Here is a 12,650-nt window from a genome sequence, read left to right as displayed (position 1 = left end):
AGTTCCCTGATGACTGCTATAAAAAGACAAAGTGCTAACTGCAATTTATGGACATTACTACGATGTAAAAACTGTTTATTATGACAGTGGAGGTACTCTTTTAATCAGGGCCTAATCACTGAGGAGCCGGATGAGGTGAAAGTCTCACGTCCGGTTCTGAAGACGAGCAGTTCTGGTGATAGAATTGCTTAGTTTAACTTCTCTGGCAATTAGAAAGGGTAGATTAACTTTACCCATTACTTCCTATTTAATTAGGAATTTTAAAATTAGCGATCGCTTATCTTCATCAGTTGAGGAGCGATCGCTTATACTAAGTTTTGTAACTTTTACTACAAATTTATACTAGTTAATCATTAATAGTCATTAAAAGTATATATTAGTTATAATTTTTTGTCATCAAATAAATAATTATAGTATACTATGCATCTAACTTAAACTATTTAAGGAGTAATTTTTTCTAGATTATCTTTTGGTTCTATCTTCAGAGATACCTTCAATACCCCGAACTCTTCTAATGATTAAAATCTCTAAAGATTATCACTTCGCTTTATGATTAGCAACTATAATTTTACCTTGATTTTTCTTTTAGAGAGGTCTATGACTTACTATTATAATGCACCATTAATGCACCATTTTCCCTATTTCAGTCAATTAGGAGGAACGGTAAATATTTCTAATATTGTTAACATACCAATCATATAATTGACTATTGCTAAAATGATTTTGATTATATTCAACTAAATATTTATATTTTTCACAGCCAGACTAATATCACAGAGTTTTTCTTCTTCCTATTTTATTTTTAGGTTAGGAACGTAAATTAAATAATACCGGAAATTTGTAGTTTTTGCCTGGGAAATTTCTTGAGCTTAATTAATTTTTATGGCTTTATTTTGTTCTCATTTCTTAGCTTAAATTTCATCATTGATCTTGAAGTCAATCTCTTTGATTATCTCCTCAAGCACTTTTTGGTTTAGTCGAGCTTTTGATAAGATTACAATTATTATTATATTTAATTTCCCGATCTAAAACTATACAAATTTCAAAGTTAACTAATTACTTTCAGCTACCAATCAAATCTGAAAGTAAGGGAAAATATATACAAAATATTGAACAAGAATTAAAGCTATGTCAAAGATTAAAAAGCTGTACAATTGTTGACTTTTTAGGATTAATTAAAATTAATAAAAGTAACTTTTTTTCTAATATTGTTGGCGATTATACTTGAAAATTTATTTAATACAAGCAGTAGGTGTGATATGATGCTGGTAATGCAACGCTGTCCAACCGCACTACACTCACATATATTCTCAATAAGCGTTCCCTTTCTGTTTAAGTGTTCCTTGCTTTCAACAGGCAAATCATTCTCTACATATAACTTTCAACTAGCTTGTCACCCCTTCAATAAATTTCTATATATAACTCTATTTTGAATACTGAGTGCTACTCTTTTTTCCTCTCTGATTAATATATGTCTGAAAATATTATTGTTATGTTAGTCAAGCCTTTTTGTTAAGGTAAAAAAATTTTTCTGAGAGTATGAACCCTCTGAAAAGCTATCCTTAGAACTTTTGCGACATTTGTTTGAGTTAATTTATCTTTCATAGTTGGGATATGGGTCTTGTTGAATAAATCTGAAATTTACATCTAATATCTGAGTAGGTAGACACAATTAATTACACATTTTATCAAAGGGAGTCTCTTATACTACATATCTCACATGAAATTAGGTAGGTAAACAATTTTTTTTAAGTGCTTATATTAATTACTTATTTAGATATTTGAGATTTTATAGTATCATCGTAAATATTAAAATTAAAAGCTTCTATAGTCGCATTACTTGACTTTGAATATTTTATTTGTAATCAACAATTATATCTAGCCTAGAAAAATTACTTAAATACTAAACTAATAGTAATTCCCCAAAAAAATGTATACTGATATGATGCTTTAATTCTTATAGTAGTTCTGGAGTTAAGTAAATAGCCATGAAAAAAATTAGCTATTAAGATTTGTAGACTGAGTTTAAGATATTCTCTTCTACAGATTTGATTTGAGATAAATTTATATTTTGTTACATAGTAACCAATTTCAACACTAATTTCAACACTAACTTACTTCATTAGTTTAGAGCAGAGTTAATCAGGTACAAAGGTTTTAAGAATTTAGGGAATAGAGAATAAAGATAAGTATTAAACTACACCTAACCATCCTCAAAAGTATTATAAGTAATTAAGACGGTACAAATAATTTTCTTGATAATTACGAGCTAGTAATATATTAATTATTCTTATGTTTACTTCTTGACCCCTATCCCACTCCTTACAGAGATAAGTTTTGAACAAAGGGGAGAGGAATCATTTTTATTTAGTATAAAATATCAAAAAAAAGCCTGATTTTTAAGATAATAGATGTGTGGAAATTAATGCAAAAATTAATATATTCAAGATTTTTTGATAAAATTTTAGAAGAAAAGTAAAAAACATACTTTTGTAATATTAAGTCTCATTAATTAGCCATAATAAAAATACATTTCTCACATCAATTGCTCCCAATTCCCAATTCCCTAAAATTTTCCCAAAGTGGGTATTTAAAGAAATATGATATAAACTCCTCTACTCACTTACTTCTTTTTTCAATTCATTGTAAAAATATCTTCTCCCTCCAAACTCTTCACAAACTCTGGTAGTTTGAGAATAATAACTAACTAGATTTAGCATAATATATTCTAAGATTAAGGCATGACAACTATTTGGGAACTAGACTTTTACAGTCGTCCAATACTTGATGAGAGACAAAAAAAACTTTGGGAACTATTAATTTGCCAAAGTCCCATAGGTATTAATGACACTACAGACTCTTTATATCGTTATTCAGAGTTTACAAATAGCCAAGAAGTCAACTCCATTTGGCTACGGAGTGCTATTGAAAAAGCGATCGCTCAAGCTCCCGAACCCCCTGAAAGAATACGGTTCTTCCGTCGCCAAATGAATAACATGATTACCAAAGCTTGTGGAGAACTGGCCATACCGATAGCCTTAAGTCGTCGCACTTATTTACTTAATCAGTGGCTAGAACAAAGAATGGAAGAAGTTTATCCAACTTACCCCGGTTATCAACCAGGAACAAATCCTTCAGGTCAATATATGAATTCTGCACCACAACCTTTACCAGATGCATTAATTGGAGAGAGGTGGACATTTGTTAGTTTAGAAGCAGGGGCCTTTACGGAAATGTCAGAGTGGGATATTGATTTTGGGGAAGCTTTTCCCCTCAGTATGATGAATCTAGCACCATTATCTGCTATTCCTGGTTTAATAATCTATTCATCTAGGGCACAAGCTTTAGCAGCTTGGATGTCAGGATTAGAGTTAGCTTTTATCAAATTTTCACCTGCCTCTCCAGCTAGGTTACTATTAAATACTGGAGGTAATGATTGTTGGATTTTAGCTAATCTGAGTAATCCATCTACTATTGCCGAAGCTAAAAGATTTTCCGAAGCCAAGTCAAAGGCCAAAGAAGTTCATTTTCTGGCAGTACAGTCAAATCCAGAATCAGAATCATTTGCTGGTTTTTGGTTATTACAAGAAATTAATGTTTAGTTAAGCTTTGGGTATTGGACACTGATACAATCCTACTAGTAATTCGATTTTTTAAAATCAAAAATTCCAAACAGAATGTTATGACCGAATTAGCAGAACAACTGCTAGAACTAGCGGCTAAAGGAGGGGCTGAGGCAGCAGAAGTATTTCAAGCGCGATTATACTCCCGGCCCATATTTTTTGAGAGTAATAGACTCAAGCAACTAGAAAGTATCCAGTCAGAAGGAATAGCACTGAGACTTTGGCGAAATGGACGTCCAGGACTAGCTGTAGCTTATGGACCCGTGGAAACAACAGCTTTAGTAGAACGAGCTATGTCTATAAGTAATTTGAATGAACCAGAATATATTGAATTAGTCTCAAAAGCCAAAAATCGTCATTATCCTAGCCAAGGTATATATGTACCCATAGAACAACTGATCAAGTGGGGGAAAGAGGCAATTGCATTAATTCGAGAATTTTATCCAGATGTGATTTGTAATGGAGAATGGGATTATGAAATTGAATCTACCCGTTTGATTAACTCATTAGGACTAGATTGTAATCATATAGATACAACTTTAAGTGGTTATGTAGAGGCTAATTGGGTAAGGGGTGATGATTTATTAAATATATCTGATGGTCAAATCCAAAGAAATAGCCTCGATCCTAAGAAGGTCGCTAACCGAATCTTACAACGATTAAATTGGGCACATAAGAATGTAACGTCCCCTAGTGGTAGGTTACCTATTTTATTTACAGCTAAAGCCGCAGATTTATTATGGAATACTATATCTGGAGCTTTGAATGGCAAACAGGTACTAGAAGGTGCTTCTCCTTGGAGCAAACACCTTGGGAAACTTGTCACTAATCAGCAAATTACTATTTCTCAACAACCAGACAAAGGACCATTTAGTTGTCCTTTTGATGATGAAGGTACTCCAACCCGCTCTATAGAATTTATTCAAAAGGGTGTTTTACAACTGTTTTATACAGACACAACTACTGGGAGATTATTAGGTAGTGGGACTACTGGTAATGGGTTTCGCCCGGACTTAGGTAGATATCCTACACCAGAATTATTTAATTTTATAGTTAAGCCAGGGAAGCGATCGCTACATGAACTAATAGGGATGTTAGATGATGGAATTATAGTGGATCAAATTCTAGGTAGTGGTGCCGGTATTTCTGGTGAATTTTCTATTAGTGTTGAACTTGGGTATCGTGTTAGAAAAGGTGAAATAGTTGGTAGAGTAAAAAATACTATGATTACGGGTAATGTTTATACAGCATTAAAGCAATTAGTAGAGTTAGGAAATGATGGGGAATGGAATGGATCTTGTTACACTCCTCATGTAATTGTAGAAGGATTATCTACTATTAGTAAAGTGGATTAAATTACTTGTGCGAATTTAATATAGCTATCCTAGGACTTTGGAGATCAAAAATATGATTTTTACGCGATGTTTAACTTATTATTGATTTATGCCACAAAAATTTTTCTGAATATTTTTGACAATATTTCTGCTTTTTATATACGAGTAAATTATATGCTCTCTATTACAGATGATTTTTTGATTCAATAATAGTTGGGCTTCACCGACATTTACTTTTAATTCTGATAGTTGATAATATTGTCTCCCTCACTTAATCATGGTTGATTTTTTTGTGTCAAAATTCATCATCCTTGAGGGTTAACGGCTAGGAATATTTCAACCTTACCAATAAGGTCGTCCTTTCCAAAAAACCCCTATAGCTAAACTTATTAATGAAGCTTTAGACGCAGCTACTAATATACTAGGCAAAGGAAATAAAGATTTTAATAATAAACCGATAAATAAACATAAAACTAGGGCCCAAAGACTAGAATTGTTTAGTAACCATTTTTTCTGCCACCATTCCAATAAATAAACTGCTAATGCTCCCATTCCCACTCCTACTACTATTGGTATTAATAGTCCAAAAATAGGAGATAAAAGTAACATATTTAATGGTTTAATAATCACCAAAAAATAAGTATAGCTGAGAATTAATAATACTTCTGAAGCTAAGACTGTTAAAGTAGCAATAAAACTAACTAAAAATAGTTCTGGCCAAGGTAATTTTTTCAAATGTTGCCAAATATTATTCATTGGTTTTAGATTTGTATGATTAAGAAAATAAAGTTTATCTGAAATTAGATACTTTTGGATACAATATAACCTTGGATATAAACCGACTTTTGTACTCAAGAAATATAAAAACAAAAGGGCGATCGCCGAGAGTTTTTCTAGCATCTTTTTCCATAATATCAAGGTTAGCTCCTATATAAGAATCTAAGTTAATCCTGTTAATCACAAGTAGGCAAGATTTAGTAATCTCTAAATTCTCCTTTTATAGGTATTTTATACCAAGCAGCTACATCAATAATATCAATGGTTAAATATACTAACTCAGGGCTAAAAGTTACTGCTAGGAGATAACTGCTACTTTCAACAAATACTAAATTTAGATTAGTCAGTTTGTTTTCTAATTTATCAATAGCAATATAGGAATTGAAAAATCAATGATGTACAGTATCAAAATACCTTAATCAGAAGAAAAAATAATTTAAATATTCAATAGATTTCACACATTTTTTTTCTCGGTATTGTTTGAATAAACTACAAGGTAATAAATATTGTAATATATCTATCCAATAATGAAAGATATTATTTGCTGTTGACTCACTGATACCAAAAGATATTCCTAGTATGAGCAAATGTGAGCATATGAGGTGAATAAAATAAAGTTAAGATGATTTTTATTTGACTTTTAACCTTTTTTTTCCCGACTACTCCGTTAATTAATCTTTTTTCTTGACTGTCGTTCCCGTAGGGTTCCGTAGGGAATACCCTATCTTTATAATTTTAGTTTTTTGTTGATGTGTTGGTAGTCCATCAAGAAAGTGTGGGAATGATTTGATGAATATAGTCCCATTATTGTGGAAATAATTATGGAATTTCCTCTGTGTGGTCATCATAAACCCCATAAGCACGGAAAAACCAGTAAAGGAACTCAACCATACTATTGTCCCGAATGTGGACAAACTTTCAAGCTCTACTTTTGACACTCTATAGTATCGTCGGCAAATTGAACCAGAAAAAATGCCCTAGGTTGCTACAAGCTCATGTTGAGGGCAGCTACCTTGAGAGGAATTAGTCCCACATTTAACAAGGCTTATAATACAGTAGTTAGTTTGGAGTAGAGCAGCCTCTCAAAAAGGGCAAATAATTCATAATGCCCATGTACAAAACATAGAAACCTCACAAATCAGTAGTGACCAATTTTGGTCATTCGTCCAAAAAAACAAAAACACTGTCAGATGAATGAATTGACAGAAGGTGATTATTGGATTGGGATGACTCAAGCATCATCAAGTGGATTGATTTTGGCCACTCGTGTCGGCAAACACACTGACCAGTTCATCGCAGAATTAATTGCCAACACAGAAGGGAAAACTAACTGTAAACATTGGTATACTGATGATTGGGGTGGGTACGAGGGAGTGCTCCCTCCTGAAGTCAAGCACATCATTGGGGCATACCAGACGCAGCATAAGGAGCGAATTAACGGTATTCTCAGACAGCAGATAGGTAGATGGCACCGCCGACAGAATAAATTTGGTAAGGTCTGGGCACACTCGGTGAGATAACAGTGAGGTTAGCGATAGAATAAATTTGGTAAGGTCTGGGCACACTCGGTGAGATAACAGTGAGGTTAGCGATCGCCTATTTCAATTGAATTTGGGTTCATAGTCGCAAAGAAAATACTGCTGCACAAGGAGCTGAGTTGGCGATCGCTCCTTGGAGTTGGAACGACTATTATACTTATCCCACACTTTACTGGTGCACTACCCAATAATCAACCGATCGCCTAAACATATATTGTGGTACTATTGGATAGTCACCTCTTCCATAACAATAACAAGAACCATCTTGCCAGATAATACTTCCTGCTTCCTGAAGAGTGCCATTGGGGAAAATAATTCTGCCACCGACAGCACCAATATTGTCTGAAGATTTTATGGTTTCAACTGCCGCAGTAATACTATTTCCTAAAATCTGATCATCGTTATTTAAAAATAAGAGAAAATTACCTTTCGCTAACTTAGCTGCCTGATTACAGGCTAGAATATAATGATAATTTTCAGGATTAAAGATAATATTTACTCCTTTAATTTGTGACAGTAGTTGCTGAGTTCTATCTGTAGAACAGTTATCAAAAATAACTACTTCAAAGGAGCTAAAACTATTTGTCAGAATTGAATTTAAACAGCTTCAGGTTAACTCTGCACGATTATGTAAAATCAGAATAATACTAACTACTGGATTATATATTTCAGTAAAAGTAATTTTTTAATCTGTATTTAAACATGCTTCTAAGGCTATTTAACTAAATTTATCTAGATATTTTTTAGATTATTATAGTGGAAATAGTTGGTTAACTTGAAGATGATAGATATTTTTTTGTATGTTTAATAGGGTTTCTAATTTTAAAGCTACTTCAGAGTGAGTGGGTTTTATTCAAAGTACTTTTTTGTCGGTGTTAATTCCCTGATGAATTTCTCCCTTTTTCTCTAGAGTATTAGCCAAACTAAAACATAATTTGACATCATTAGGTTGAATTTCTCAAGCTAGATTATAAATATGAATATTGTCAGGGTTTTCTTGAGTTTCTTGTCTATAAGTATTTAGCATTACTACCGGATATGCGGTAAATTTTTGATGAAATGCATCACCTAGTTTTTGATAGATATTAGGTAAATTTGGGTTAAGTTCTAAAGCGCGTTGGTAAGTAGTGATCGCCTATTGCCACTGTCCTAATTTAATCAATGTTTCCCCTAACTGATAATGAAACCAATCGAAATTTGGGTTAAGTTAAATAGCATGACGGTAAGAAGTAACTGCATTTTACCAACTTTTGATCTCAAACAAAGCATTTCCTAAATTTTGGTAAACTTCCCAGTTATTAGGTTGCAGTTTAGCCAATTTTTTATAATAGGATATAACCTTTTCCCATTTTCTTTTATCAGAATAGTTTTTAGCATATTCTAAGTAAGTTTCAGCAAGTTACATCTGAATTATTAAAGTTTTGAGATTAATTAGAATAAAGACAATTATAAATAAAGAAAACTCTCGTTTTTAACCTCCTAATTTTTGTTAAAAACTAAGTAGGAAAAATGAGAGTTACAGCAAAAATTTATTGAACCTTTATATGGTTTATCAATTCACTTGAAAATTTTTACAAACAGTTTAAAACTTTAGACGTGAAATAATTTCCTCAAATTAATGAGGGCTTCAAAGTTTTAAAAAATTAAAATATTAATGTATAAATGCATGAATGTATAACTCCTGTAAAACGGTATTCTTTAGAGGGAAATCAAAGCGATATTCTAAATTAAAGCAGCTTTTTGGTAATATTGAGCAGCTTCCGTAGTCCGATTTTGTTCTGTTAAAATATCACCTATTAAACGATATAAACTGGGAGAATTTGGATTAATTTCTATCACCTTGTTATAACAATTTATTGCATCATTGAATAATCTTTTTTGTTTTAAAGCATCCCCCATATTTTTGTGGGCAGCTACAGAATTCGGATCTAATTCAACGGCTTTTCCATAAGTAGCGATCGCTTCCTCTAGTTGCCCCTGTTTGAGTTGAGCTTTCCCTAACTTCACATAAATTCCTGCACCCAAATTTGGTTTTACTTCTAACGCTTTTTGATATGAAACAATAGCTTCTTCAAAGCGTTTCTGTTTTTGCAGAGTGTCAGCCAGTCTAATATGAACCTGGGGGGGGAAATTAGGTCTCAGTTCCACAGCTTTTTGATAAGCTGCGATCGCATCATTAGTCCGAGCTTTTTGGTTTTTGGAGCTTTTTAGTTGAATAAACAAATCTCCTAATTCTTTGTAATTTCGAGCTCTCAGTACATTTTTATTTATTTCAATAGCTTCTTGAAATGCAGCTATTGCCCCATATAGTTTATTTTGTTGCTTCAGAGCTCTGGCCTGTTGTAGATAAGCTCTAGCATTATTGGGCTGGAAAGCCACAATTTTTCTGCAACATTTAACCACTTCTTTCCAGTTTTTTTGAGCTTCATAAGCTGAAGCCAACTGGATCAAAGCCGGTATATTGTCCGGTATCAGTTTAAGAGCCATATTGTATTTGGCGATCGCTTCTTGAAACGAACCCTTTTTTTTAAGCTCTTTGCCTCTTTCCAGATTTTTTTGAGCAGCAGCGACTTTTTTGAAAGATAATGACATAATTAAAACCTGACAATTTGTTTTAGTCTATATATTCCATTATAATAGCACTATTATAGTTTTAATAATTTTTAGCAACATAGCTAAAACATATAATTATAGCATTTATTATTTCTTCCTCCCTAGGAGTAGGAAACCAGAATTATACCGCTCTGCTGAACCTACCCAAAACGATATTTTAGCCCTTAATACAAGCTTCCTATTTTTGTTGAATACCACTATCCCATGGCTGTCACCTATCTTCACAGCTGATCCATAAAGAATATTTCAAGAAAGCTTACTTCTAGTCAAATTAAGTGTTACCCTTGAGTATAGTCGAGCTATATTGTAACCAATTAGTCGTCTACCTGCGATACAGCTAAAGTTCAGCCAGCCTTAAAATTAATAAATATAGAGAATTTAATATCACTCAAGCACACTATAGCAATCTTAAAATTGTAATATTTTTGTGATAGTTAGAACTCAAGAGTAAGTAGTCATAATTTTAACAATTTTCAAGGTGTTTTCCCTTCAAATTAACTGTTATAAAAGCTATCAATTAACACGCGTTCTATATTACTAGGTAAGATGCCCCCACTATAGAGTCAGGAGCAAAAATGAGAATTACAACTTATTATTCTGCTAAATTTCTATTAGCTAACTTCTCAGCCGTTCTAATAATTTGTCCTGCCAAAATAGCTGCCCCAAAACCATTATCAATATTCACAACACCTATTCCCGGTGCACAAGAATTTAACATTGTCAATAGGGAAGCCAAACCATTAAAGTTAGCACCATAACCTACACTTGTAGGTACTGCAATAACAGGAGAATCTGCTAAACCTGCCACTACACTGGGTAAAGCACCTTCCATTCCTGCTACTACAATTAATACATCAGCTTCCGCAATTAAATGTTGATGGCTCAATAACCGATGAATTCCTGCTACCCCAACATCCCAAAGACGCTTAACCTGAAAACCACAAAGAGTCGCCGTAACTGCTGCTTCTTCTGCCACTGGTAAATCAGCAGTACCAGCACTTAAAATTGTAATTATACCTTCATATTTTTGCCTAGGAAAATCTGACATAACTACACATATTTTGGCATCCTGATAATAATAAAGATTAGAAACTTTATCTTGCAATTGTTCATATATTTCTGGTTCAATTCTAGTTGCCATGACTACGGGATTATGTTGTCTCATAACCTCCATAATTTTAACTATTTGTTCTGTTTTTTTGCCTGGCCCCCAAATAACTTCTGGAAAACCTGTTCTAATATTTCTATGGTGATCAATTTTGGCAAAATCTTCGACCTTTTCAAAATCAAAATTCTTGAATTTTTCAAAAGCTGCCTCTGGAGTTACATCACCTAGAGCAATTGCCTCTAATAGTTTTTTTAATGCTTTAGATTCCATGGAAAAAGTTTGATTATAAGTTGATAATTATAATTATAAGTATTTTCGGACAAAAATAATAGCTAACTTCTTAGATATAAAAATTAGAGTTAATCAGAGATTTGCAATTCATATAAATTCCCGAATCCCCTACCATATTTACCAGACTTAATATCTTTAACTCTATTTCTTATCGCCTCAAATTATAAAGGAATTACCATATAGATAAAAGGTAACTATTCTGTAATAATTTGCTCTGCTTTAGTATAAAGTTGTTTCCGTTTTTTTTATCTAGGACTTGAGATGCTCTGACATATAAATCATCTATTTATTGTTCCTATTCTGTTACCTTTCTACCTTCTATTACTTTTTCTCCAGGTTGGCTTCCTTGATTAAAAGTGTGTAGTCTGCCATTTACAGACCGGATCATATAATCACCATGAAGTTCTACACCTCCTCCTACAAAAACACCTAGATAAGCTTCCCAGTTTCTAGACAAATTTAGTCGTTTCACTTTGGTATTCAAACTAAGAAAATGTAGATTTATTTTAATTCCTATTGTTGCTAAATCTTGATTGATTTGTATTGCCATTTTTTCTGCGAATTTTCTACCAGCAGTTAATAGCAATGTAAATTATACTCTATTATCTTGACTGTCTAATAATTCACCATTTTAGTTATATTTAAAACCAGCACTAACTAATAGTGCATTTGCTTTTTATAGATTATATTTATAGACTTTCAGACCTACTTTCGGGGATAGATAAAAATTACTTTTAACAGGAATTAGTGAATAAAAGGGCACCTAATTCACGATATATATTGTTTACTATTGTTTTCCTGTTAATAGCATAAGCTATCCCTTGTCTAAAAATTTTTTATTAAACCATTTAGACTTAATCGAATTTATAAATGACTTACCTTGAGCATTACGACCCTGATTCAGATTAAAAGAGATAAAACTGATGAAAACCAACCATTATAAATAATATACTTACCTCGTTTTTCTTCTCTTTTTAATAAATTAAAAATTTCTGGTTATACTTTAATTGTATCTAGCTCCCCAGAGCAAAAATTTAAGATTTGATTATCTCTATTTGAGATAACTTGCCAGACAATATTCTCAATATAAGGCTGAGTATTTCCTTGCTCATTCTTACGACAGTAAAAAGGGTTATTTTCTAAGATAATTCGTTGATGTAGAGTATAACTTTTGAGTCTATACATACCATTAATAATAATTTCTTTTACCGGGGTATCAGTTAACCATTTTCTTAGATAGTTTAATTCTTCTTTAGAGTTAATAGTACGAACTGATTCTTGTAGGGCACGTGCAGGTAAAATTGGTAGTCTTCCAGCATATCTAATCAAAGGAGAAAAAGGTTCTACTGTATAAAATTTTATACGG

The 12,650-nt window shown here is 32.5% G+C and carries 12 protein-coding genes and 1 pseudogene; 4 read left to right on the top strand and 9 right to left on the bottom strand.

Translation table 11 applies throughout. From position 1 onward, the window contains the following. Positions 1-175: 175 nt before the first annotated feature. The 3 genes from TERY_RS33960 to TERY_RS22850 all read left to right on the top strand — a co-directional run bounded on the left by TERY_RS33960 (position 176) and on the right by TERY_RS22850 (position 4,978). Positions 176-346, top strand: coding sequence for a hypothetical protein (locus TERY_RS33960; RefSeq protein WP_155994592.1), 171 nt, complete (start codon positions 176-178; stop codon positions 344-346). Positions 347-2,741: 2,395 nt separating this feature from the next. After that, positions 2,742-3,602: a Tab2 family RNA-binding protein gene (locus tag TERY_RS22855; protein ID WP_011614006.1), complete on the top strand. Its 861-nt coding sequence runs from the start codon at positions 2,742-2,744 to the stop codon at positions 3,600-3,602. Between the two features lie 80 nt (positions 3,603-3,682). Then, positions 3,683-4,978: a metallopeptidase TldD-related protein gene (locus tag TERY_RS22850; RefSeq protein ID WP_011614005.1), complete on the top strand. Its 1,296-nt coding sequence runs from the start codon at positions 3,683-3,685 to the stop codon at positions 4,976-4,978. A 321-nt stretch (positions 4,979-5,299) separates the two neighbouring features. On the opposite strand, the gene TERY_RS22845 is transcribed toward TERY_RS22850, so the two are convergent. Both TERY_RS22845 and TERY_RS31460 read right to left on the bottom strand, forming a co-directional pair. Beyond that, a complete protein-coding gene (locus TERY_RS22845; RefSeq protein ID WP_196797144.1) occupies positions 5,300-5,875 on the bottom strand; it encodes a peptide chain release factor 1 in 576 nt (191 codons plus the stop codon). Positions 5,876-6,153: 278 nt separating this feature from the next. Beyond that, positions 6,154-6,321, bottom strand: coding sequence for a transposase family protein (locus tag TERY_RS31460; RefSeq protein ID WP_196797143.1), 168 nt, complete (start codon positions 6,319-6,321; stop codon positions 6,154-6,156). A gap of 234 nt (positions 6,322-6,555) precedes the next feature. Between TERY_RS31460 and TERY_RS31455 the strand changes: the two are divergent. Beyond that, positions 6,556-7,463 (top strand): annotated as a pseudogene (locus tag TERY_RS31455) (IS1 family transposase). Here TERY_RS31455 and TERY_RS29035 read toward each other — a convergent pair. The 7 genes from TERY_RS29035 to TERY_RS33950 all read right to left on the bottom strand — a co-directional run bounded on the left by TERY_RS29035 (position 7,442) and on the right by TERY_RS33950 (position 12,646). Further along, positions 7,442-7,864, bottom strand: a complete 423-nt coding sequence (locus tag TERY_RS29035; RefSeq protein WP_081432570.1) for a glycosyltransferase — start codon at positions 7,862-7,864, stop codon at positions 7,442-7,444. The pseudogene TERY_RS31455 and the gene TERY_RS29035 overlap by 22 nt on opposite strands. Positions 7,865-8,230: 366 nt before the next feature. Beyond that, positions 8,231-8,404 carry a tetratricopeptide repeat protein gene (locus TERY_RS31450; RefSeq protein WP_081432569.1) on the bottom strand — a complete coding sequence of 58 codons (174 nt, stop codon included), beginning with the start codon at positions 8,402-8,404 and terminating at the stop codon, positions 8,231-8,233. 108 nt (positions 8,405-8,512) lie between these two features. After that, positions 8,513-8,608, bottom strand: coding sequence for a tetratricopeptide repeat protein (locus tag TERY_RS29025; RefSeq protein ID WP_071820772.1), 96 nt, complete (start codon positions 8,606-8,608; stop codon positions 8,513-8,515). Positions 8,609-8,994: 386 nt separating this feature from the next. Further along, entirely contained in the window at positions 8,995-9,864 is an 870-nt protein-coding gene (locus tag TERY_RS22835; protein WP_011614002.1) for a tetratricopeptide repeat protein, read from the bottom strand. A gap of 613 nt (positions 9,865-10,477) precedes the next feature. After that, on the bottom strand, positions 10,478-11,263 hold the full coding sequence (gene larB / locus TERY_RS22830) for a nickel pincer cofactor biosynthesis protein LarB (protein WP_011614001.1): 786 nt from the start codon (positions 11,261-11,263) through the stop codon (positions 10,478-10,480). Between the two features lie 316 nt (positions 11,264-11,579). Further along, positions 11,580-11,834: a hypothetical protein gene (locus TERY_RS33955; RefSeq protein ID WP_155994591.1), complete on the bottom strand. Its 255-nt coding sequence runs from the start codon at positions 11,832-11,834 to the stop codon at positions 11,580-11,582. Positions 11,835-12,280: 446 nt separating this feature from the next. Continuing rightward, positions 12,281-12,646: an ABC transporter substrate-binding protein gene (locus TERY_RS33950; RefSeq protein WP_370497315.1), complete on the bottom strand. Its 366-nt coding sequence runs from the start codon at positions 12,644-12,646 to the stop codon at positions 12,281-12,283. Positions 12,647-12,650 lie beyond the last annotated feature (4 nt).

It is taken from the genome of Trichodesmium erythraeum IMS101, assembly GCF_000014265.1.
Taxonomy (GTDB): Bacteria; Cyanobacteriota; Cyanobacteriia; order Cyanobacteriales; family Microcoleaceae; genus Trichodesmium; species Trichodesmium erythraeum.
This window is presented reverse-complemented; position numbering and strand designations above follow the sequence as displayed.

Coding starts and splice junctions, on each gene's coding strand:
- TERY_RS33955 (WP_155994591.1), bottom strand. CDS start 11,834: ATGGCAATACAAATCAATCAAGATTTAGCAACAATAGGAATTAAAATA.
- larB (WP_011614001.1), bottom strand. CDS start 11,263: ATGGAATCTAAAGCATTAAAAAAACTATTAGAGGCAATTGCTCTAGGT.
- TERY_RS22835 (WP_011614002.1), bottom strand. CDS start 9,864: ATGTCATTATCTTTCAAAAAAGTCGCTGCTGCTCAAAAAAATCTGGAA.
- TERY_RS22850 (WP_011614005.1), top strand. CDS start 3,683: ATGACCGAATTAGCAGAACAACTGCTAGAACTAGCGGCTAAAGGAGGG.
- TERY_RS22855 (WP_011614006.1), top strand. CDS start 2,742: ATGACAACTATTTGGGAACTAGACTTTTACAGTCGTCCAATACTTGAT.